General features: G+C 66.9%; 11 protein-coding genes. 4 read left to right on the forward strand and 7 right to left on the reverse strand.

What is annotated here, in order from left to right; translation table 11 throughout:
* Window positions 1-1440 carry a sensor histidine kinase gene (locus GS424_RS11010; RefSeq protein WP_160943648.1) on the forward strand — a complete coding sequence of 480 codons (1440 nt, stop codon included), beginning with the start codon at window positions 1-3 and terminating at the stop codon, window positions 1438-1440.
* 19 nt (window positions 1441-1459) lie between these two features.
* On the opposite strand, the gene GS424_RS11015 is transcribed toward GS424_RS11010, so the two are convergent.
* Entirely contained in the window at window positions 1460-2314 is an 855-nt protein-coding gene (locus GS424_RS11015; protein WP_160943647.1) for a DegV family protein, read from the reverse strand.
* 167 nt (window positions 2315-2481) lie between these two features.
* Here GS424_RS11015 and GS424_RS11020 point away from each other — a divergent pair, with 167 nt between their 5' ends.
* Both GS424_RS11020 and GS424_RS11025 read left to right on the forward strand, forming a co-directional pair.
* A complete protein-coding gene (locus GS424_RS11020; protein WP_160943646.1) occupies window positions 2482-3018 on the forward strand; it encodes a DUF1836 domain-containing protein in 537 nt (178 codons plus the stop codon).
* Between the two features lie 100 nt (window positions 3019-3118).
* On the forward strand, window positions 3119-5131 hold the full coding sequence (locus GS424_RS11025; RefSeq protein ID WP_160943645.1) for a cation:proton antiporter: 2013 nt from the start codon (window positions 3119-3121) through the stop codon (window positions 5129-5131).
* A gap of 97 nt (window positions 5132-5228) precedes the next feature.
* Here GS424_RS11025 and argS read toward each other — a convergent pair whose 3' ends face one another.
* A complete protein-coding gene (gene argS, locus GS424_RS11030) occupies window positions 5229-6956 on the reverse strand; it encodes an arginine--tRNA ligase (RefSeq protein ID WP_160943644.1) in 1728 nt (575 codons plus the stop codon).
* Window positions 6957-7162: 206 nt separating this feature from the next.
* Here argS and GS424_RS11035 point away from each other — a divergent pair, with 206 nt between their 5' ends.
* Complete coding sequence (locus GS424_RS11035) at window positions 7163-7597, forward strand: GNAT family N-acetyltransferase (protein ID WP_160943643.1); 435 nt, start codon at window positions 7163-7165, stop codon at window positions 7595-7597.
* 32 nt (window positions 7598-7629) lie between these two features.
* Here GS424_RS11035 and GS424_RS11040 read toward each other — a convergent pair whose 3' ends face one another.
* From GS424_RS11040 to arcA, 5 genes are all read right to left on the reverse strand, one after another.
* A complete protein-coding gene (locus GS424_RS11040; RefSeq protein WP_193666518.1) occupies window positions 7630-19170 on the reverse strand; it encodes a SpaA isopeptide-forming pilin-related protein in 11541 nt (3846 codons plus the stop codon).
* 198 nt (window positions 19171-19368) lie between these two features.
* Window positions 19369-20976, reverse strand: coding sequence for a YfcC family protein (locus GS424_RS11045; protein ID WP_160943381.1), 1608 nt, complete (start codon window positions 20974-20976; stop codon window positions 19369-19371).
* A 181-nt stretch (window positions 20977-21157) separates the two neighbouring features.
* Window positions 21158-22111, reverse strand: coding sequence for a carbamate kinase (gene arcC / locus GS424_RS11050; RefSeq protein WP_160943380.1), 954 nt, complete (start codon window positions 22109-22111; stop codon window positions 21158-21160).
* 21 nt (window positions 22112-22132) lie between these two features.
* On the reverse strand, window positions 22133-23128 hold the full coding sequence (gene argF, locus GS424_RS11055) for an ornithine carbamoyltransferase (RefSeq protein ID WP_160943379.1): 996 nt from the start codon (window positions 23126-23128) through the stop codon (window positions 22133-22135).
* A gap of 178 nt (window positions 23129-23306) precedes the next feature.
* Entirely contained in the window at window positions 23307-24524 is a 1218-nt protein-coding gene (gene arcA, locus GS424_RS11060; RefSeq protein ID WP_154334385.1) for an arginine deiminase, read from the reverse strand.
* Window positions 24525-24530: the final 6 nt, after the last annotated feature.

The raw sequence follows: 24530 nt of genomic DNA on the forward strand, positions 1-24530 counted from the left end.
ATGGGCCGCCCTCCCCGCACATCCTTCGGACGCGACCGCCGCGGCGCCCAGTCGGTGGGCTTCGCGCGCTTCTTCACCAAGCAGCTGCTGCTGTTCGTGGCGCTGGCGCTGCTCATCGTCGTCGTGGACTTCTTCCTGTACGCCGTCATCGCCTACCAGGAGTCGAACTCGAACTTCAACGACGGCACGCCCGCGTCCACGACGCGAGCCGTCGACCAGGCGCTCGCGCAGGAGGCCGACGGCACGTGGACGCTGGGGGAAGACGGCGCGGAAGCGCTCGACCAGCAGGACGCGTGGGCGCTCGTCGTCGGCGCGGACGGCGCGGTGGCGTGGTCGCGTGGCAAGCCCGACGACGTGCCCGACCGGTTCAGCGTCAACGACGTGGCGATGGCGGCGCACTACGCGGACATCGCCGACTATCCGACGTTCTTCTGGGACCGCGACGACGGCCTGCTGGTCATCGGCTTCCCGAAGCACGAGTTCTGGACGATGACGCTGACCTACCCCGCGTCCACCGTGCGCAACTTCCCGCTGTACGTGCTGCTGATATTCGCGGTCGACCTGGGCATCCTCTATTCCATCTACGCGGTGTCGCGCCGCCGGACGCAAAACGCCGTGGCCCCCATCGCGGCCGCGCTCGACGCGCTGTCGGACGGGCGGGCGGCCGAGCTGCACCTCAAGGGCGACCTGCGCGACATCGGGGATCAGATCACCGAGACGAGCGCCATCATCGAGCAGAAGGACGCCGCCCGCACGAGCTGGATCCGGGGCATCTCGCACGATATCCGCACGCCGCTGTCGATGATCCTCGGCTACGCCGACGCGCTCGCGCAGGACGCGGGCGCCGACGAGGAGGCGCGCGAGCGCGCGCGGGTCATCCGCGCGCAGGGGCTCAAGATCAAGGACCTCGTCACCGACCTCAACACCGCCTCGCAGCTCGACTACGACATGCAGCCGCTGCACCTCGAGCGCGTGCTCGTGGGGCGCCTGCTGCGCACCGTGGCGGCCGCGCACGCGAACAGCGGCCTGAACGAGCAGCATCCCATCGAGCTCGACATCGAGGAGGGCGCGCTCGACGCGGTGGTGCTCGGCGACGAGCGGCTGCTAACGCGCGCGGTGGAGAACGCCCTGGCGAACGCGCGGCTGCACAACGAGCGCGGCTGCGCGATCCGCGTGGCGCTGACGGCGCGCGACGGCGCGCGCTGCACGATCAGCGTGAGCGACGACGGCTCGGGGCTCGCGCCCACCGAGCTCGCCGCGCTCGAAGCGCGCCTCGCGCGCTCGCGCACGGCGCGCAGCGCGGCCGGGTCGTTCAACGAGGACCACGGCCTGGGGCTCGTGCTCATCGACCGCATCGCCCGCGCGCACGGCGGCTCGCTCGCCCTCGACGGCGCGGACGGCAAGGGCTTCACCGTGGCCATCACGCTGCCGCTGGCCTAACGGCGCGGGACGCAGGGGCTTACGCCCCGCTCACCCCGATGCCGATGAGGCCGGGGCCGGTGTGCACCACGAGCACGGGGCTGATCTGCCCCTCGTACCAGGCATCGACGTTGCGCACGCTTTCCTCCAGCTCGCGCTTCACCTCGACCGCCTCCTCGGCGGCGTCGCCGTTCACCACGGCCATCGTGCAGCGCGGGTAGCGCGCCGCCACCTCCTCGGCGCACCGGATGGCCTTCTTGAGCGACTGGCGGCGACCCTTCGCCTTCGCCACCGTGTAGTAGACGCCCTTCTCGTTGCAGCTGATCACCGGCCGCATGTCCAGCAGGCTGCCCACGGCGTACGTCACGTTTCCGATGCGCCCGCCCGCGTGGAGGTACTCGAGGGTGTCCACGCAGAAGAACACCTTGGTGCTGTCCACGATGCGGTCGCTGTCGCGCCGCAGCTCGTCGAGCGTCGCGCCGGCCGCCAGCCTGCGCGCCACCGCGAGCGCGACGAGGCCCGCGCCCATGCCGATGTTCTTCGTGTCCACGATATGGCAGTCGAGCTGGGGCAGGCCCACGGCGATCGAGCGCATGAGCTCGTAGGTGGCCGACAGCCCGCTCGAGATGGTGACCACGACGGCCTGCTCGTAGCCGTCGTCCGCGACGCGCTGCAGCACCTCGCGCGCGATGGCCGGCGTGGGCGTCGACGTGGTGGGGATCTCCTCGCTGAACCGGTCGTACACCTCTTGCGGCGTGATGGTGACCTTGTCGAGGAAGCTCTCGTCCCGGTAGTTCACCTGGAGCGGCACGACGTACATGCCGTAGCGCTCGATGTCGGCGGGCGGCACGTCCGTGCACGAGTCGATGACGAGGGCGATGCGGTTGGTGTCCATGCGGCCTGCTTTCGTCGGGTCGGGGATCGCCCCCGTGCTATCTAGTTTCAATAACTAGATTATTGGTTGAAGCACACCATGTCAAGAAGTTCGGAAGATTGACTCCAAACGTCCTTCTTGCTATCCTCGTGTTCGCCTCCCCCGCACCGCACACGAAAGGCCCCTCCATGAACGACGCATCCGTCAGCGCATCATCGTACGCCGAACGGCTCGTGGCGCTCCATCTGCCGCGCTACGACGAGATACCCTCGATCGATCTGTACATGGACCAGCTCATCGGCTACCTCGAGGAGATGCTCGGCCCCCTGTACCAGCCGGACGAGAAGATCATCACGCGCTCCATGGTGAACAACTACGTGAAGCAGGGCGTGCTGGCGTCAGCTGCGGGCAAGAAGTACACGCGCTCCCACATCGCCTACCTCATCGTCATCTGTACGCTCAAGCAGACGTTCTCCATCGCCGAGATCGACCGGCTCATCCGCATGCAGATCGCCAGCTTCGACACGCACGTGGCCTACGACTACTACTGCGACGCGTTCGAGGCCGCGCTGCACGCGCTGTTCGCCCCCGACCCGACCAGTCCGAACGGCCTGATGAGCGGCGCGAACGAGGGCGACTTCGAACGCGATCTCGTGCTGGCCTCCACCGCGGCGGTCGCCTACACGCTCTACATCAAGGCGAGCATCGCGGTGTCCCAGGCGTAGCGACGTTACGTCTTCCGCTCATTTCATGCGCAGGTTCGGGCAAGCACGACGCGCTCGGTTACAATAGAAGGGTCGATCCCGTCCACGATAGGAGGAGCCCTTGGAAGCGCTCATGCTCGCCCTGCTCTTGCTGGCAGCAGTCCTCGTCTCGTCGGTCATCGACCAGCTGGTCCCCAAGATCTCCTCGCCTCTCATCCAAATCCTGCTGGGACTGGGCATCGCGCTTCTCGCTTCCTCGCAAATCAAGATCGAGCTCGACGACAAGCTGTTCCTCGTGCTGTTCATCGCGCCGCTGCTCTACGACGAGGCCAAGAACATCGACAAGGCGTCGCTGTGGAGGAACCGGCGGCCCGTGCTGTCGCTGGCCATCGGGCTCGTGGTGGCCACGGCGCTCGTCGTGAGCTTCGCCGTGAACTGGCTCGTGCCGTCCATCGGCCTGTTCGCGGCGTTCGCCCTGGGCGCGGCGCTCGGCCCCACCGACGCCGTGGCCGTGGCCTCGCTGTCGAAGGAGACTAACATCTCGTCGCGCTCCAAGAGCATCCTCGAGGGCGAATCGCTCATCAACGACGCGTCGGGCATCGTGTCGTTCCAGTTCGCCATCGCCGCCGCCGTCACGGGCACGTTCTCGCTCGTGGACGCCACGGCCGACTTCCTGTTCAGCTTCTTCGGCGGCATCCTCATGGGCATCGCGATGGGCTACCTGGGCAACTTCCTCGTGCGCAAGGTGCGCTCCTGGGGGCTCGAGAACACGACGTTCCACGTGCTGTTCGAGGTGTTCACGCCGTTCATCGTGTACCTCGTGGCGAACGCGCTGCACACGAGCGGCATCCTGGCCGTGGTGGCGGCCGGCCTCGTGAACGTCATCTCGCCGCGCATCATCGGGCCGTCCATCTCGCGCATGAACATCGTCTCGACGAGCGTGTGGCGCGTGCTGTCGTTCACGCTCAACGGCGTGGTGTTCGTGCTGCTGGGCACGCAGCTGCCGCTCGCGTTTTTGGGCACATGGGAGAGCACCGCCATCGCCAACGACAAGCTGATCGCCTACGTGCTGGGGCTCGCGCTGCTCATCATCGCCGTGCGCTTCGTGTGGATCCTGCTCATGGAGTGGGCGCACAACCGCAAAGACCCCGACACCGGCTCGTTCGGGCTGGAGAACGTGCGCTCGGCCGCCGTCATGACGCTGGGCGGGCCGAAGGGCACCATCACGCTGGCCGTGGCGTTCACCATCCCCTACACGGTGCCGCAGCGCGACCTCATGATATTCATGGCCTGCGGCGTCATCGTGGTCACGCTGCTGCTGGCCACGTTCGTGGTGCCGCTGCTGGCGCCGAAGAAGCCCCCGACCGACGAGGACCTGCGCTGCGACGAGACCGAGGTGAGCATCGAGATCCTGCGCACCGTCATCGAGGACCTGGCCGCGCGCCAGACCACCGAGAACCGCGCCGCCACGCAGATGGTCATCCGCTCCTACAACGACCGTATCGCGCGCATCAAGAGCCGCAACGACATCGAGGACCAGCCGAACACCGCCCTGCGCCTGCAGGCGGTGGCATGGGAGCAGGAGCTCGTGCTCAAGCTCATCGACGACGAGGAGATCTACCCCATCATCGGCTACCAGTACCTCAGCCGCCTCGCGCGCATCGAGAACATGCTGCAGCACCATCGCGGCCGCTGGTCGGCGCAGAACTTCATGCTGCGCCTGCGCGCCATCGTGCGCTCGGGCTGGCACCGCATCGTCGCCGGGCTGCCCGGCATCAACGTCACCGAGCGGGTGCAGGCCGTCCGCGACCTCCAGATGCTCTGCGCCGAGCACGTGGTGGAACGCCTGCAGCAGAAGCTGGCCTCGCCCGAGTCGAACGAGCCCACCGAGGACGTGAGCACGCTGTTGCTGGAGTACCAGCGTTCCATCACGGCGCTGCGCAGCGCGAACCCGTCCATCACCGCGCTCGCGAACACCGCCAGCAAGGCGGTGGACATCGAGCGCCACGGGCTGCGCCTCGAGCTGGAGCAGATCCAGGCGCGCTACGAGGACGGCGAGCTGTGCCGCGCCTCGTACAAGCGCCTCCGCGAGAACGTCTACCTCATGCAGGTGGACCTGGAAGACAACGTGTAGGCCCGCTCCCCCTTGGCACGCTCCGCGTCGCGAGGGGTTTTCGAGAGCACCACGCAAAAAGGCCGCCCATCGGACGGCCCCTTCGCTTGGAATCGCACTACATCTTGGCCGGAGCCGTGACGCCCAGGAGGTCGAGCGTCGTGGCGAGCACGATGCGGGTGGCGTCCACGAGGGCCAGACGCGCGTTCTTCACGTCGTCCTCCTCGCCGATGACGTGGCAGTTCGTGTAGAACGAGTGGAACAGCGCCGCCAGATCCTGCGCGTAGTGCGTCAGGCGGAACGCGGCGCGGTCGCGGGCGGCCTGGGCCACGAGCGGGCCGAAGTCGTCCATCTTGCGCATGAGCGCCAGCTCGGACTCGTGGGAGAGCGGGCTCAGGTCCACGTTCGCCGGGATCACCTTCGCGGCCAGCTCGTCCATCGTGATGTCGCCGTTCGCGGCGGCCTCGGCATCGGCCGGGTCGGCGGCCTTGCGCAGGATGGAGCAGATGCGGGCGTGCGCGTACTGCACGTAGTACACCGGGTTCGACGCGTCCTTCTTCTTCGCCACCTCGATGTCGAAGTCGATGGGCTGGTCGGAGGACTTCGCCAGCATGAGGTAGCGGGTCGCGTCCACGCCCACCTCGTCGATGAGCTCTTCGAACGTGATCATCTCGCCCGTGCGCTTCGACATGCGGACGGCCTCGCCGTCGCGGAACAGGTTCACCAGCTGGCCGAGCATGATCTCGAGCGCGCCGGGCCAGCCCCACGCGGCCAGCATGGCCTCGCAGCGAGCGATGTAGCCGTGGTGGTCGGCGCCCCAGATGTTGATGAGGTGGTCGAAGCCGCGCTCCATCTTGTTGTAGTGGTACGCCACGTCGCTCATGAAGTACGTCATCTCGCCGTTGGCCTTGATGAGCACGCGGTCCTTCTCGTCACCGAACGCGCTCGACTTGAACCAGGTGGCGCCGTCCTCGACGTAGATGTAGCCCTTCTCGTCCATGGCCTTGAGGCTGCGGTCGACCGCGCTCTCGCCCGTCTCGTCGGGCACGTACAGGCTGCGCTCGCTGAACCAGCACTCGAACGTGGTGCCGAAGCGCTCGGTGACGCGATGCTGCTCGGCCAGCTCGTAGGCGTAGGCGCGCTCGCGGAAGTTCTCCATGCGCTCCTTCGGGTCGGCGTCGAGCCACGTGTCGCCGTCCTCGTCGATGATGGCCTGCGCGATGTCCTTCACGTAGGAGCCGGCGTAGCACGCTTCCGGCATCTCGACGTCGCGGCCCAGCAGCTGCTGGTAGCGCACAGCCACCGACTCGCCGAAGTTGTCCATCTGCGTACCGGCGTCGTTGATGTAGAACTCCTCGAACACGTCGTAGCCCGCATGGCGCATGACGCGCGCCGTGGCGTCGCCGAGCGCAGCCCAGCGGCCGTGGCCCACGTGCAGGGGGCCGGTCGGGTTCGCCGAGATGTACTCGAGGTTGATCTTGCGCTCGCCCTCGGGGATCTCGCCCTTGCCGAAGTCGCCCTTCTCGGCGCGCGCCGTGGCGACGACGCTCTGCAGGACCACGTTCGCCAGGCGGATGTTGATGAAGCCGGGGCCGGCGATGTCGACGGAGGCGATCATGTCGTTCTCCGGAAGGTGGTCGACGATGATCTGGGCGATCTCGCGGGGATTCTTCTTGGCGAGCTTTGCCGAACGCATGGCGACGGTGGACGCCCAATCGCCGTTGCTCTCGTCGCGCGGGCGCTCGAGTGCCGCCTCGGGAGCCTGCTCGAGCGTGAGCGTTCCGTCCTCGCACGCGGCCGCGACGGCCGCGTCGATCAGCTGTTCAAGTTGTTCGCGAATTTGCATGGTACGCATCTTTCCTTAGCGGATGAGTCCTTCTTTTTATACATCCGTCGATTCTACCATTTTTCCACCGCAAATGAAGCACACGCGAGCGCCGCTTTGCACTTCGGAGCCCTTATGCAGAAAACATCCACACGACCTCGCAAAAGCCTGATTTCATTGCGCACGTATGGTAAGGTGGTCGGCGACCGAAGAGAGAAAGGGCCCGCATGGATTTGCGATTCGAGCAAGGGAACTTCGACGACGCGCGCCTCGTGCGCACGCGCGTCTTCATGGAGGAGCAGGGCTTCCAGGACGAGTTCGACGCCGTGGACGACGACCCGCGCACCATCCACGTGACGCTCTACGTTGACGACGCCCTCGTCGGCTGCGCGCGCACGTTCCCCGACCCCGACCATCCCGACCAGCCCGGCCGCTGGGTGTTCGGCCGCCTGGCCGTGCTGCCCGAGGCGCGCCACGGCGGCTTCGGCGGCAAGCTGCTTGCCGAGTCCGAGCGCCTGGCGCGCGAAGCCGGCGCCACCGAGATACACCTGCACGCGCAATGCCGCGTCGCATCGTTCTACGAGCGCACGGGCTACGAGCAGTACGGCCCCGTCGAGCTGGACGAGCACGTCGAGCACATCTGGATGAAGAAAGCGCTGTAACGAGAAGGGGGCCCGCCGGCCCCCTTCGCGCTCTAGGATCGCCTGCGGCGGCGGCGCACGCCCACGCTGGCCGCGATGCCGGCAGCGGCCAGCGTGGCGCCAACCGCCAGCAGGCCGAGCGGCGCGTCGCCCGTTTTCGCGAGGAACCCGAACGGCCCCCTCGACGCCGAGGGCTTCGCCGGTGCCTGGACCGGCGCCTCCGGAACGCGCTCGTCCACCATCTCGACGTGCTGCACGTAGCCCTCCTGCGGCCCCAGCTTGGGATTCTCCACCGTGAACGTCACGTCCTCGGCCACGGCGTAGCCGTCGGGCGCGGCGAGCTCCACCAAGCGGTAGGTCTTCCCCGCCGCGAGCACGCCCTCGATCCGCCGGCCCGCATCCGCCTCGGAAACCCACGGCTCGCCGACCGTCGCGCCGGCCTCGTCCACCACCTGCAGCGTGGCGCCGGCCAGCAGCGCGCCGTCGGGATCCCTCTTGCTGAACTCGACGATCACCTGCGGCTCTTTCCACACGATGTCGCCGTTCTCGTCCACCTCGGCCGTGCCGGACCCGTCGTCGAACGAAACGAGCCTCGGGGCGCCGTCGTCTCCGACGGCGAACGTCAGCGCGATGGGATGCTTCGACACGAGGCTGCCGTCGGGCGCCTCGAGCTCCTGGATCACGTACTCCCGATCCATGAGCACGCCCTCGAACACGAGGTAGCCGTCCGCACCCGTGGTCGCCTTCGCGACGAGCTGCAGGCCGCTTTCGCCCGGGAAGGCCGAAGCCGCCCGCGCTTCCGGCGCGGCCACGCGCTTGAACAGCCCGTACGTGGAGTTCGGCAGCACCTTGCCCTCGTCGTTCTCCGACACCTTCTTGATGCGGATGTCCGTGCGGTGCACGTCGTTCACGACGGCGTCGAGCACGCCGTCCTCCCCCAGCGGGGCGAACCGCTCGACGGTGCCGTCGACGGCGACGTCGAGCCGGTGCACCGCGTCGCTCGGCACGTGGCCCGCGGGCACCACCGTCTCCTTGAGATAGTAGGTGCCGGCCGTGACCGGGGAGAACGATACCGCGCCATCCGCACCGCTTCGCGCCCTCAGGTCCTCGCCGCCGGCCGTCTGCGAGACCCGCGTGCACGCCTCGTCGTCGTACGCCGTGAACTCCGCGCCTTCGAGCGACCGCGTGGCATCTGCCTCGGCGGCTCCCAGGCTGGCGTCCGAGCAGCTTTCGACATACCGCTCGAGCTTCGCGAACGAGACTTCGATGGGTTCGTTGCCCACCGCGCCCAGATCGACCGAAGGGGTCGAATCCGCGTTGCCCGCCCCTATCTCGAACGTCTTGGAGTAGGGCTGCGCGCCCAGACGGTAGCCGTCGGGGGCCTTCGTTTCCGTGACGGTGTAGGCGCCCCAGGCGAGGGGGGCGACGGACAGGGAGCCGTCGGCGCCGGTCGTGATGGTCGCGATGGAGCCGTCGGGGCCGGTCAGCTTGAACTCGGCGCCCGCGAGGCCCTCATCCGTCCCCGCCGCGACCTTGGTCAGCGCCACGGACCCGAGCTTGCGCTCGTTGGCCACCTTGCCGCCTTCGTAGCGCGCGTTCTCCACGACCAGCCCGTAAGCGCCCGCCGTGGCCGGGTCGACGACCTCGGCCAGCTTGAGCTCGGCACCCTGGAAGGCGGCCGTGTTATCCACCGTGAACGTGGCCGTGTACGGCTTGTCGGCGTCCAGGACGTAGCCGGGCGCGGCCTGCGTCTCCTGGATGCGGTACGTGCCCTTCTCCGTCAGCACGAACGCCGCCGCGCCGTGCTCGTTCGTGGCGAGCGACGAGCCGACGGGGGCGAACGACCCGTCCGCCGTACGCTTGGACAGCGCGAACTGCGCTCCGGCCAGCGCCTCGGCACTGGTCTGGTCCACCTTGAGCAGGGAAACCACGGTGGTGAAGCTGCTGTTGTCCATGGCCACGGCAACCGTCTTCCCATGGTCTTGCTCGCCGATGGAGAACGCCTGATGCGCGCCGTCCGCCACCGCGTCGTCGGGCGCGGCGGTTTCGACGAAGTAGTAGCTTCCCTCGGGCAGCCCCGACACCGCCACCTTACCCGCCGCGTCGGTGACCAGCCCCCGCTCAAGCGGCTCGTCCGCGCCTTCGGCGTACAGGTCGAACGTGACGCCCTCGAGCGGGCCCGCGCCGTCGCGGGTCTTCGTCAGCTCGACGTTCGCCACGATCCGCGTGTTGCTCAGCGAGAGGCGCAGGCCGTCGGCGGAGACGGTAGCCGCAGGATCGGCCGGATCGTCGAGGACGACCTTGCCCGCGTCGTCCAGCTTGAAGGACACGTGCCCCGACCAGGTACGGTATCCGCTCAGCCGGCCGATTTCCGTCAGCGTGTACTCCTCGCCCGCGACGAGCGCGCCCTCGAAGACCCGCGCGTCGGCCTCGGACGTCCATTCCGTTTCCGTCGTGCCGTCGGCGAAGGTTCCGGAGAGCTTCAGGCGCGCGCCGGCCAGGGGGCCGCCGTCGTCATCGGTCTTCGCGATGGAGATGCTCGTCTTCGCGTTCTCGACGGAGCCGAGGTCGACGGCCAGGCTCTGCGCGCCGATCGCGAACGCCGCGGAGTAGGGCTCCGCTCCCAGCCGGTAGCCGGCGGGGGCCTTCGCCTCGACGAGAGAGTACTCGCCCCAGGCGAGGTCCCCGACGCTCAGCTTGCCGTCGGCATCGGTCGCGAGGTCGGCGACGTAGCCGTCGGGGCCGGCCAGCCGGAACTCCGCGCCCTCGAGGCCCGTTTCCGTCCCCGCCGCCACCTTGGCCAGGCTCATCGAGCCGAGGATGCGCTCGTTCAAGACGCCCGCCGACGTCCACGCGCCGGCCGCCTTATCCACCGGCCCCGCCGACGTGGCCGCGCCCTCGCCGATAGAGACCGTCGCGCCGTCGTCGGCGTCGGCCAGCTCGAAGGTCGCCTTGAACGCGCCCGCGCCCTCGTAGCCGGTCGGGACCTTCGTCTCCTCCAGGGCGTAGGAGCCCTTCTTGAGGTCGGCCGCGGTGTAGGTGCCGCCCTCGACCGTCATCGGCACGACCCGCTTGTCGCCGCCGCCCTCAGGCACGTACGCAAGCTCGAACTCGGCGCCCTCGAGCGCGTCGCCCGTCGCGCCGTCCAGCTTGTGCAGCACGAGCGAGGCCGAGAACGCCTTGTTCTCCATCGCCACCGACACGGTCGTCCCGTGGTCGCCCGTGCCGATGCTCACCGGCACGGGGTTCGGATCGAGAACCAGGTCGTCGCGCGTCACCGTCTCCACGAAGGCATAGTCGCCCTCGGGCAGACCGGCGACGGATACCTTGCCGTCGACACCCGTGACGAGGCCCTCTTGCACCAGGCCGCCCTGACCGTCGACGCCCTTGCGCAGTTCGAAGGAAATCCCCTCCAGCGGGCTTCCGGCGGCGTCGCTCTTCACGAGCTCGACGCTTCCGGAGACTTCCACGTTGCGCAGCGACAGCGACGTGCCGTCGGCGGCCACCGAGACGGCCGGGCGGCCGTCGGCGAGCTCCGGATTCTGCATGACGGACAGCTTGCCGTCGCTTCCCACCGCGAGCTCGACGGGGCCCGGCAGCGCCAGGTAGCCGTCCGGCCGCGCGGTCTCGGCCAGCTCGTAGGCCTCCCCCGCGACCAGGCGACCGGCGAGGTTGAAGGCTCCGGTGCCCGAGGTCCAGGACACCTCGTCGGCCTCGGGGTTCGCGAACCTGCCGGAGAGCGTCAGCGTCGCGCCCGCGACGAAGCCGCCCTCGGCGGCGTCCACCTTGGAGAAGGACGCCTTGGTGCGCTCGTTGGCCACCTGTCCGAGGTCCGCCGTCATGCCCGGGGTGCCGGCGCCGATGGAGAACGGGTACCGCGTGTCGGGGATCACGTAGCCGTCGGAGGAGAGCTCCTGCAAATAGTAGCCTCCCCACTCCAGCCCCGCGATGGAGAGCGAGCCAGGCTCGGCGGGCGCGCCTTCCGCGTCGTCGGCGCCCGTGTAGGCCCTGCCGGTGGCGAACTCGCCCAGCTTCGCATCGCCATCGACGTCGAACAGGCCGAACACCGCGCCATCCAAGGGCGCGTTCGCGTCATCGGCGTCCACTTTGACAAGCTCCACCGTGCCGGACAGGCGCATGTTGCGGACGGAAAGCACGACGTTGCCGTCGTCGAGCATGGCGGCGGGCGTGCCGTCGGCGTAGACCGGGTTGGACGAGAGCTCGATCTTGCCGTCTTCCATGAGCTTGAAGACGACGCTCCCGGGCAGCGGCTCGTAGCCGGCCACCGCGCCGTCCTCGGTCAACGTGTACTCCTCGCCCACGACGAGCGCGCCCTCGAAGAGCCGCGCGTCGGCCTCGGACGTCCATTCCGTTTCCGTCGTGCCGTCGGCGAAGGTTCCGGAGAGCTTCAGGCGCGCGCCGGCCAGGGGGCCGCCGTCGTCATCGGTCTTCGCGATGGAGATGCTCGTCTTCGCGTTCTCGACGGAGCCGAGGTCGACGGCCAGGCTCTGCGCGCCGATCGCGAACGCCGCGGAGTAGGGCTCCGCTCCCAGCCGGTAGCCGGCCGGGGCCTTCGCCTCGACGAGGGAGTACTCGCCCCAGGCGAGGTCCCCGACGCTCAGCGCGCCGTCGGGGCCGGTGGTCAGCGTGGCGACGTAGCCGTCGGGGCCGGCCAGCCGGAACTCCGCGCCCTCGAGGCCCGCTTCCGTGCCCGCCGCCACCTTGTCCAGGCTCATCGAGCCGAGGATGCGCTCGTTCAAGACGCCCGCCGACGTCCACGCGCCGGACGCCTTATCCACCGGCCCCGCCGACGTGGCCGCGCCCTCCCCGATCGCCAGCTCCAGACCGTCGTCGGCGTCGGCCAGCTCGAAGGTCGCCTTGAACGCGCCCGCGCCCTCGTAGCCGGTCGGGACCCTCGTCTCCTCCAGGGCGTAGGAGCCCTTCTTGAGGTCGGTTGCCTTGAAGGTGCCGCCCTCGACCGTCAGCGGTACGGTCTGCGCCGCGCCGCCGCCCTCAGGCGTATACATGAGCTCGAACTCGGCACCGGCGAGCGCCTCGCCGGACGTACCGTCCAGCTTGTCTAACTTGAGCGAGGCCGAGAACGCCTTGTTCTTCGCGCCGCAGGCCACGGCTGCGTTCGTCGTAGCGTAATGGTTCCCGTCGGCGATCTCGAACTCGTGGCGCGCGTCGCTATCGAGCACCGTGTCGGGTGTGGCCGCCGTCTCCACGAAGTAGTAGGAACCCACCGCGAGGCCCTGGTCCAGCATTTGCCCGGTGTCCGGGTTGGCCGTCGAGTCCTTCCCCACCGAGGTCCACGCGCCGTCCGCATCGGTCTCAAGCCCCGCGGCGACGAGCAGGTCGGCGCCGTCCGCGCCCGCCTTGTACAGCGAGAACTCCACGCCCGCAACCGTCCCGACGCCGTCGTCGGCGACGGTCTTCGTCAGCGTCACGTGCCCGCGCACCGGGCTGTTCAGCACCGTGAGCGCGTTCGCCTCCACCCTGCTCCATGCCGTCGCGCCCGGGGCGCGCTGGTAGAGGGCGCCCTCCGCGTCCATCTTGAGCTCGAGGGACGGCGCGGCCAGGTAGTGCTGCGGAACGCCCGTCTCCTCAAGGGTGTAGACGCGCTCGTCGCCAGCCGTCGAGGCTATCAGCTTCCCCGCGACGGCCTCGGCATGGTCGCCCGACGTCCACACGAGCGGATCGGCGCCGTCGGCGAACTCGCCGCTCAGCGTGAACTTCGCGCCGCCCAGGGCCTCCCCCGTCGCCGCGTCTTTTTTGGACACCGTGAACTCGTTCTGCTCGTTCACGACGGCATCACCCTTGTTGAGGGTGTAGGTTTCGCTCGCCGTTCCCTGCTCGACGGTCACCGTCAGCTCCGCCGCGCTCAGCTTGTAGCCGGGAGGCGGGACGGTCTCCTCCACGACGTACGCGCCCGCGGGCACGTTGCCGAACAGGGCCTCGCCGTCGTCGGTCGTCGTATACTCATGTTCCGTTCCTGCGGAGTCCGTCGCCGTCACCACAGTGCCCGCGTCAGCAGACGCGGCCGTCATGCTCACGCTCTTGCCGTTGACGTCCGCTCCCGTGAGGGTGAACACGGCGCCGTTGAGCGCCCGGCCCCCAGCCGTCGCCTTCAGCACGCGCACGCTCGCGTCGAGCGGCGCATTGGCCACCGCGCCGCCGTCCTTCGTCACGACGACGACGTCCCCGAACGAGACCTTCCCCTCCGCGTCCTTCGACCACGTGAAGCGGTTGTCGGTCGCGCCGATGGTGAACTCGTCGGTGACGAGCGGATCGGCGCCGTCGAGCACGAAGTCGCCGTGCGTGGCCGTTTCCTTGAAATAGTAAGTGCCCGGCGTAAGCCCGCGGCTCATCCAATCGCCCGTGACGCTATTCCACATCGAGGCTTGGCCGACCGTGGTCACCTTGCCGTCGCGTCCGCTGACGAAGGACGTCGAATTCACGAGGGTGTCGGCCGCGCCCGGCACCGCCGCCTTCCGGTACAGGTTGAACTTCACGCCCGCAAGCGGCGCGCCGTCATCCGTCTGCTTCGTGAATTCCGCATGCCCCACGATACGCTCGTTGCGCAGGGTGAAGCCGTTGTTGCCGTGGTGCGCGTTCAGGAAGGTGCCGTTGCCGGCGACGCCGTCCGGCGCGTCGCCGTTGTGCAGATCGACGGCGTCGTCGGCGATGACGCCGTACTCGTCGATGGTGAACTCGACCCTCTGGTCCGCGTGGCTTGCGGCCGCGTAGCCCTCCGGCACCGCCGTCTCGACGATGCGGTACCTCTTGCCGCGCTCGAGGCCGTCGAACGAGAGCTCGCCCGCAGCCGGCGACTCCTGCGCGTCGCCAACCTTATCCCACGCATCGCCGTTCTGCACCTGCAGCTGCAGCGTCGCGCCCGCGACGGTCTTGCCCCACTGGTCGATCTTCTTCACGCTCACCTTGTTGGGGTCGTCCGCCACCGCCAGCGTCGACCCCGTCACGGTGCCCTTGCCGTTCAGCACGGCCAGCTTCCCGTGGACGTCGATGCTGAACCGCACATCCTCGAACTTGCCGACCGTCGGGTCGTGGGGCGTCTTATCTTCGCACAGCCAATACGTGCCGACGGGGATGCCGCGCAGCTCCCATTCGTACGTCGACGCGTCGCCGACGGTCACGCTGTACTTCTCGTTCGTGAAGGAATTCACGAGCACGTTGCCCACCGCTCCGGCGTCGTCTTCATGGATCGCCAGCACCGCCCCTTCGAGGCTCTTGTCCTCGTCCGTCGTCTTCTTCACCGTGATCGAGGTCTTCTCGTTCACGACGGCGGCGGCCTCGCCCACGTCGCTGCCCGTCCCCGGCGCGTAATCAACCAACCACGAGGAGCCATCGGCCGGTCTCACCACCGAGAAGTGCTTCATGCCCTCGTAGGCGGCGTAACCGGCCTGCGGGTCGACCTCCTCCAGGCCGTAGTCGCCCCACGGGAGCCCGGCAAGAGCGAGCGAGCCGTCGGCATCTCTGTTGACGAGCTCGAAGCTATCGCCCGACGGGGCGTAGGCGTACGAGCCGTCGGAACCCGTCACGCTCACCGCCACCTTCTTGCCGCCGTCGAACCCGTTAGGGTACAGGTACAGCCTAAACGAGGAGCGCGGGCCGCTCAGCGCGTCGCCCGCCTCGAGCTCGAAGGTTTTCTCGAGAAGCACCGGCGCCTCGCTCGTGAGACGCTCGTTCAGCGTCGCAGCGCCGGCTACGGTGTTGCTGCCTCCGGCACCGGTCGTGAACTGGTTCGCATCGGCGTCGTACGCCAGCGTCTTATAGCCGCTCGACGCTTCCAGCTCGTCGTAGTAATAGGTTGCGTCCACGTCGAGCCCGTAGAACGCCACCAAACCCTTCGCGTTCGAGACGGACGTCGCCACGAGATCCTTCTTCTCGGGATCGCTGTACAGGTTGAACGTCACGCCCGCGATGGGCGACGCCTTCCCGCCGAACTCGTCGGCCTTCACCAGCTTGTAGATGGCCTTCTTCGTGAGCCATCCCCACGAACCCGCATCGACCTCGGCCACGCAGGTGTCGGAACCGGTCTGGCCCTGATCGGCCGTCAGCGTCACGTTGTTCGCGATCTTGCCGCCCTTGGCAGCTCCCACCACCTTGGCGCTATACGTCAGCACGTACGACGCCGTGCCGTCCGGCACCGTCACGCTCAAGGCCGTGCCGCCGGAGCCCGCGTCGTACGTCAGCTTCTTCGACCACGTATCCGAATCCACCGCCTCGCCCAGCGCGTCGGCTATCGCGCCGCCGGCGTCGTGCGTTGCGCGATGCAGCTCGACGCTGCCCACGTCGATGCTGAGCACGTCGTCGGGCACGTCGGTCAGCGTCACGTTGCGCATATCGGCGCCGTTGGGGTTGATGTTGATGCGGTACGCGAGCACCCCGTTGCCTTGCTGGGAGCCGTCGACGGTCTTGGCGACCAATCGGTTGTCGATGTTGCCCGCGCCCGCGGCTCCCTGGCACTTCACGTTCGTCGGCGTGCCGCCGGCGAAATCGTCGGAGCCGGCGGTGGCGGAGTTCGTCGCGCTGATCACGAAATCGCCCGGATGGTCCTGGTGCAGCTTTTGCAGCACGGAGTTTTCCAGCGTGAGGTACAGGTCGATCCGGTAGCCGTTCGTCGTCGGCGCGTCGTCGGAGAAGATCGCCTCGATCTTCCGGGAATCCTTCCAGGCGGCCGTGTCGTACGATGCCGTGACGTCCCGTTCGGTGCCGTCCTTGCCGAGCTCCGTCACCTTGATGGCCCGGTCGCCCTCGGCGATCGCCCACTCGTCTGCGGCGACGGAGCCGAGCGACGCTCCGTCGGCGGCGCGCACGTCCGTGACGAGCGCGCTCAAATCGTCGCTCACCTGCAGGTTCGCGCTGGGCATATGGCTCCCGTTCACGACGATCCGGTAATGCAGGTAACCGGTGGAGCCGTGCTCGTCGTCCACCACCTCGTAGGAGCTCGTCTTGGCGAGGAACTTGTTCTCGAACGTGCGGGAGGCGGTGGCCTGCGCCTCGAACGTCCCGTGCTCCGACCTCACCACCAGGTTCGCCGCGTTCTCGTAGCGATGCAGCACCCTGTTCTCGTCCTTGAAGTTGAGCGCCTGGGTGCGGTACTCGATGACCACGTCGTTGAGCGCGTACTCGGCGCGTTCGAAGGAGAAGGTCAGCAGCTTGAGCGCCTCGTCGTACGAGAACACGCCGGCCAGCTGGTCCGGCGTCAGCTCGGCGTCCCGGTAGACGACCTTCACCGAGCCGGCGATGTAGGCCTGATCGTCGTCGATCACGTCGGCGATGGCCCCGGATTCGTAGTCGTCGGTGCGCACCGACGGGACGATGCGCCACGTGATCTCGCCGGTGGAGGAATCGTAGGAGGGAGTCTCCTTGTCGAGATGCGCCACCTGGAAATCCGTGTTGACGTCGATGGGCTTGAACGCCCCTTCGCCGGGACCGTAGCCGTTGGGCCACTGGTAGGCGATCCACGCCGAGTTCGGGAAGTCGATGCTCTCGTTCTCCTGCCCGGGCGCGTCGATCTCGGTCTCGAACGTGATGCGCCGCTCGGTGTCCACCGTTCCGGCGATATGGACTTCGAGCAGGTGCGTTCCGCCCTCCTCGGCGACGAGCACCGCGTACGTCGACGAAGGCGCCGGATCGGGCGCGGAAGCATGCACGGTCACGGGCATTCCGTCCAACCTGAGCGTTTTGTCCTTGTACGCCGCACGCGCGTCCAGGCGGTCGTACACCACGACGTCGTTCGCCGCGCCCAAGCCGCCCTGGTTGACGGTCAGCTCCCAAGCTATCGTGCTGCTGTTCAGCGGCGTCCCCCGCTTGCTGAACGAGTACTTCGGCACCGTCGCGGTGCCGGTGGCGTCCGGCTCGCCCGTCACGTGTATCGACGAGCCCGCCGGGGACGACATCGTCGCCGTGTTCGAAAGGAGCTGATCGCCGTTCACGGCCGCATCGAGCACCTCGTTTTCGACGGGAACGGTCACGCTCAGCTTGTACGGCGCCACCGCGGTGGAATCGGCGGGGAACGCGTAGGTGAAGCCCGCGTCGGTTTGCTCGATCGCGAGCGCGTCGCCGTCCGGGCCGGTCACCGTCGCCTCCCCCTGCGTCGCCCTGTCGTACTCGTCGACGATCACGATGTTCTTGAGGGGAACCCCGGCCGACTCGGCCGCCGAGCCCACCGTGACGGTCCAGGTGACCGTCGCGTCGTTCTTGTTGTACGAACCCGTCTTCTCGATGCCCACGAGATCCGTCGATTTCTTCGGGGCCGTGAACGTGTAGACGGTGCCGTCGGTCTGCAGCGTCATGTCGGCATCCGTCGGGGCGTCGGACTGCAGCTTGTCGTCGTTCAGCTTGAACGAGCACATGATGCCGCCCACGATGCCCACGTTGCCCTCTTCGATGTCCACGGTCTGCGTGAACGCGACCACCACCTGGTTGTTCTCGATGGTGTAGGTTGCCAGCACCTCGCCCGTGGGGGACACGATGTCCTGCGCGAAGGGGCTGTCGGCAACGGTGAAGATGCTGGGCACGCTGTATCTGAACACGTCGCCGGCGTTGATCGTGCGCGACGCGTCGTCCTTGTTGATCTTGAAATCGACCCCCATGTTCATCCGGTCGATGGAGGCGAGGGGGACGCTCGAGAAATCGTACGCGACGCGCTTGTCCCCGGTTTGCACGGCGGGGATGACGTGGGTGGCGCCCGCCGCATCGACGTAGGAGAAGTCCACGACCCCGAGCGAAAGCTGCTCGACCTCGTTCGTCACGTCGCTGCCTTCGGCGCCTTCGCGAGGCGCGTCCCCCGGCACCGCGCTCGGCGTCGCCTCGGCGACCCCGCCGTCCTCGACGGTCTTGCGCGATTCCGCCGAAGGCTCGCCGACGGAGGCCTCCCGCAGCACGACGTCGGCACGCCCCTCCACCGCAGGGGCGTCGAAGAGCGGCGCGGCGTCCTCGGCGACCTCGAGGCGCGCGTCCAGCGCCACCGCCAAGCGGTCGCCGGCCTCCTCGGCGGCGGCCAAGGCGTCGAGCAGGGCGTCGGACGCCCGCATCGACACCGTCAATGTCTGCGGCGCGAGCGGCAGATCGGCCCCGACGGCCTCGAAGCGGTACGTGGCCGCTCCGGGCGACAGGGCGCCGCTCACGTCGAAGCCCGTCGGGGCATCGCCGAGGCGGGCCCGCTCGACGGCAAGCCGATCGTCGAAGGAAAGCGTCAGCTCGTAGCGCGACAGATCGACTGCGGCGGCCGACTCCTCCCCCATGCGCACGGTCCAGGTGACGATGCGCGCGTCGGCGTCCCACGTCCCGGAAACGGTCAGCTCGCTCACCGCGCGCGGCGCCTCCGCGCCCTCCTCGGGCTCGGCCGCGCCCGCAGGCCCCTCTTCGCCCGCAGGCGCGGCCTCAGGCTCCCCTGCGTTCCCCGCCTCGGACGCCTCGGTCAGCGCCTCCTGCTCCGCGGCTGCCGCGCCGTCCCCTTGCGCGGCGAACGCCGCGAGCGGCTGCAGGGCGGCGCTGTTGCACGTGCATACCAGCACGAACGCCATCAGCACCGAAGCGGCCTTGTGAGCAAGCGGATATCGCATAGTAAACTCCCCTCCCCTGCGCGCGGTCGCTCCGCGCCAGTTGCCCATTGTAATGAGAGGGGGGTTCCAATTAATAGTGATTCAAACAAGAGTTCAAGCCCTGGTCAGCGCGTCACACGTAAAAAAAAATCCCCCCGCCGAAGCGGGGGGATTTCAGATGCAGCCGTGCACCAGAGTGCTCTGCTTGACGCAGAACGCTTACGCAGCGCCCGGGATGATCATCATCGCAACCGTCAAGATGATCACGCACGCCACGCCCAGCATCACGAACAGCTTGCCGCCGAACTTGAGCCACGTGGAGTACTCCACCTTGGCCAGCGCCAAACCGCCCATGATCGCACCGCTCGTCGGGGTGAACAGGTTCACCAGGCCGTTGCCGGCGCTGAAGATCATGATCATGACGTCGGTCGAGAAGCCCAGCGAGTTCGCCAGCGGCCCCATGATGGGCATGGACACCGTTGCCATGCCGGACGACGACGGGATGAGGAACGACAGCACGATGTACAGCAGGAACGACAGGGGGGCGAAGATGACCGCCGACAAGCCGTTCAACGCATTCGCCGCGTTCTCGAGAATCCACATGTCGAGACCGGTCTCGCCCATGAGCACCGTGATGGAACGGGCCATGGCGATGATCAGCACGACGCTCATCATGTCGGCGGTGCCGTTGATGAACGCTTTGACGAAGCGGCTCTCGGACACGCCGCCGACGACGCCGATGATGATGGCCATGATGAGGAACCAAGTGGAAGCCTCATCGAAGTACCACTGACCCAGCGGCAGACCCGTCAGGAACGCGGACCAACCCTCGGAGATCTGGTCTTCCGTCGTGACCGTACCGGACACATCGCCCGTGAAGGTCAGCTCGCCCATGTCTCCATCGGCGTAGACGGCCGAGATGTCCTCGCCGGAAACCGGCGTGGTGACTTCCTCCGTGGCCGCGCCGGCATCGAACAGCTCGACGCCGAAGTCGCCCCAGGGGATGAAGCCGACGATCATGACCACGAACGTCAGGGCGAACACGATGAGCGTCCACTTCTGGCGGCCCGTCATCAGCTTCTCGCTCGGGTTCGCCTCAGCGATTTCAGCTTCTTGCTGGGCCTCGCCGAACTCGGCCTTCATAGTCTCCTGCTCCTGCAGCGACAGGATGGTGGAACCCTTGTTGGCCTTGACCTTCTTCGCATACCGCATGACGAAGACGATGGAGATCGCCAGCGTCACGAGCCACAGCACCACGCCGAGCATGATGATGGTGCCCTGGTTGATCACGATGCCCGACGTGCTCAGGGAGTCAACGGCAGCGCCAACGGCGAACGGGTTGACCGTCGAACCGAGCACGCCGCAGCCGGCACCCAACAGCACGACCGCAGCACCGACGACGCTGTCGAAGCCTGCGGCGACCATGGTGGCCGCGAGCAGCAGGTAGAACGGAACCGTTTCCTCGCACATACCGTACGTCGTACCGCCGATGGAGAAGATGAACATCAGAATGGGGATGAGGATGAGCTCATTGCCCTTCAGCTTCTTCACCAGCGCTGCGATACCGGCGTCCAGCGCGCCCGTCTCCGTGACGATGCCCAGGAAACCACCCAGGATCAGCACGAACAGGCAAACGGGTAGAGCGTCGGTAAAGCCCTTCACGGGAGCCGTTGCCACATTGGCAATCGTGGCGCCTTCAACTCCCTGCACACCTGCCAGCGACATCACTACCGTGACCAGCGCCAGCACGATCAAGATGATCAGCAGGATGGTAAACGATGAAATAGATCGCTTTTTCTTGCTCTTTTCTTTTGCTTTCTCGGTCATAACAACCCCTCCTATTTGAGGATCGAGTCGGATATTTTGGCGAACGAGAAATTTTCAAGCGGTCTTGTGGAAGCGTAACCGCAGACCGCCGTACCCCTGTTGCGGTGGCATGCGCCGAAACGCATGCCACCGTTCCATCGTGCGGAAGCTCACGAAGCCTTCCGCGCACACGCAAAACGCTTTACGCCGTGATGACCGTGCCCGTCTTGCCCTCGAGGCCCGCAGCGGCGCATTCGAGGGAGGTGATGAGCGCCTTGCCCTCGGGGAACGCACGCACGTACTCGATGCAGGCCTCCACCTTCGGAAGCATGGAGCCGGGGGCGAACTGGCCCTGGGCGATGTACTCCTCGGCCTCGGCGATCGTCATGGTGCTGATCTCGGCCTGGTCGGGCTTGCCGAAGTTGATGCACACCTTCTCGACGGCCGTGAGGATGACGAGCATGTCGGCGCCGAAGTCGGCCGCGAGCTTGGCCGAGGAGCGGTCCTTGTCGATGACCGCGGGGACGCCGACGTAGCCGTCCTCCGTCTCGAACACCGGCACGCCGCCGCCGCCCGTGGACACCACGATGTAGCCGTCGTCCATGAGGTCCTTCACCGCGTCGAACTCGACGATGCGCACGGGCTTCGGCGAGGCAACCACCTGGCGCCAGCCGCGGCCGGCGTCCTCCTTGAAGGTCCAGCCGGTTTCCTCGGCCTTGGCCTTGGCCTCTTCCTCGGTGAGGAAGGCGCCGACGGGCTTCGTGGGGTTCTGGAACGCCGGATCCTCGGGATCGACGACCGTCTGGGTCACGACGCATGCCGTGGAGCGCATGATGCCGCGTTCCTTCATGTCGTTGAGGATGGCCTGGGACAGCTGGTAGCCGATGTAGCCCTGGCTCATGGCGCCGGCCTCGGGGAACGGCATCTCCGGGGTCTTGCCGTCGTGCTGGGACGCATACGCGAAGGCGTTGTTGATCATGCCGACCTGCGGGCCGTTGCCGTGGCTGACCACGACGTTCGTGCCCTCGCCCACCATGTCCACGATGTGCTTGGCGGTGTTCTTCACGAGCGCGAGCTGCTCCTGGGGCGTGTTGCCCAGGGCATTGCCGCCGAGCGCGATGACGACGCTGGGGCCTTCTCCTTTAGCGTAAGGCATACTGAATCACCGTTTCTTTCTTTAGGAGAGCGTCGCGTACATGACGGCCTTGATGGTGTGCATGCGGTTCTCGGCCTCGTCGAACACCTTGGACTGCTTGGACTCGAACACGCCGTCGGTGACTTCCATCTCCGTGACGCCGAAGCGCTCGGCGATGTCCGCGCCGGTGGTGGTGTTCGTGTCGTGGAACGACGGCAGGCAGTGCAGGAAGATGGCATCCTTGTTGGCCATGGCCATGACTTCCTCCGTCACGCGGTAGGGCTCGAGGAGCTTGATGCGCTCGGCCCACACCTCGTCGGGCTCGCCCATGGACACCCACACGTCGGTGTAGATGACATCGGCGCCCGTGCAGGCGTCCTTCACGTCTTCGGTCAGCTTGATGGTGCAGCCGTTCTCGGCGGCGATGGCCTCGCAGGTCTCCACGAGGTCGGCGGCAGGCATGTTCTCCTTGGGGCCGCAGGCGACGAAGTTCAGACCCAGCTTGGCGCACACGACCATGAGCGAACGGGCCACGTTGTTGGCGGCGTCGCCCATGAACACCAGCGTCTTGCCCTTGATGTCGTAGTTGAAGTTCTCCTGAACCGTCAGGATGTCAGCGAGCATCTGGGTGGGGTGCCACTCGGTGGTCAGGCCGTTCCACACCGGCACGGAGGCGCCGGCAGCCAGCTCTTCCACGTCGGACTGGGCGTAGCCGCGGAACTCGATGCCGTCGTAGAAGCGGTCGAGCACGCGGGCGGTGTCCTCGATGGACTCCTTCTTGCCCATCTGGGAGCTGCCCGGATCGAGGTAGGTCACGCCCATGCCGAGGTCCATGGCGCCAACCTCGAACGCGCAACGCGTACGGGTGGACGTCTTCTGGAACAGCAGGACGATGTTCTTGCCCTCGAGGTAACGATGGGGGGTACCCGTCAATTTCAGGTTCTTGAATTCGCGGGACAACTTCAGCAGGTACTCGATTTCCTCGGTGGTGAAGTCGAGGAGGCGCAGGAAGTCGCGACCGCTCAGGCTAGTAGGCATAGATCATTCCTTTCAACGTTGCTTACCAAGACAATGATACCGGCAGGCGGTGCCAAGTATTTCCGCCCGCCCCCTCTTCGAACGCCAGGGCCGCGTTGCACGGCCCCGGCAATCCGGAAAAGGCAAGGGTAGCTCAAATAACACTCGCGCACATGCAGCTGCGCGCGAGCTTGGAACCTTAGTCCTCGCGCCAGATGGGCATGCTCATGCAGCGCGGGCCGCCACGGCCGCGGGACAGCTCGGCGGAGGGAACCTCGATGACGTTGAGGCCCTTCTCCTTGAGCAGCTTGTTGGTGACGTCGTTGCGCTCGTACACCACGATGGTGCCCGGGGCGATGCACAGCGTGTTCGAGCCGTCGTTCCACTGCTCGCGCTCGGCCGCGATGCGATCGCCGCCGCCGCAGGGGATGAGCTCGACCGGATGGCCGACGTACTTCTCGAGGATGCTCTCAAGCGTGCCGTTCATCTCCTTGACCTTGATGCCGTCGCCCTCGGGGGTGATCTCGAAGACGGTCAGCGGGCCGAGGATGCCCGGATGCACGGTGAACTTGTCCGTGTCGATCTGGGTGAACACCGTGTCGAGGTGCATCATCGCGCGGTTGTTCGGGATGTTGAAGGCCAGGATGGTCTCGACCGGGCTGGTCTCGTCCTCGAAGATGTTCTTCGCGATGGCATCGATGGCATCGGGCTCGGTGCGCTGGGAAATGCCGATGGCCAGCACCTTGTCGTTGATGTTGAGGATGTCGCCGCCCTCGATGTGGAACGTGTTGTAGCGGCTGTAGTACTGGGGCACATCCTTGAAGTCGGGATGATGCGTGAAGATGTACTCGGCGTAGATGGTCTCGCGGTTGCGCGTGACGGAGTACATGCGGTTGATGGACACGCCGTTGCCGATCATCGCGAACGGGTCGCGGGTGAAGTACAGGTTCGGCATGGGGGCGACGACCATCTTGGACGCCTCGCTGACGAGGTCGACCAGGGAGTTCGACTTGTCGGTGTGCAGCTCGGTGAGGTTGATGCCCTCCACCGTCTTCATGACCAAGTCGAGGTTGTCGGGATAGTTTTCGTTGAGGTAGTCGAAGATGATCTTCTGGTAGCGATCCGTGCGGATGCCGGCTTCCTCGATGAACTGCTTAAGGAACTGCTCGCGCAGCTCGGGGTTCTGATCGAGCACCTCGGCCATGAGCTTCTCGAGGTACACGACTTCGACGCCGTTGTCGCGCAGAGCCTGCGCGAAGGCGTCGTGCTCCTCCTGGGCGACCTTCAAGAACGGAATGTCGTCGAACAGGAGTTCTTCGAGCGTGTTTGGTGTCAGGTTCAGAAGCTCTTTACCCGGTCGGTGGAGCAAGACTTTTTTCAAAGGCTTGATCTCGCTTTTGACGTTCACACCAGCCATAGCAAC

Source organism: Eggerthella guodeyinii, assembly GCF_009834925.2.
GTDB lineage: Bacteria > Actinomycetota > Coriobacteriia > Coriobacteriales > Eggerthellaceae > Eggerthella > Eggerthella guodeyinii.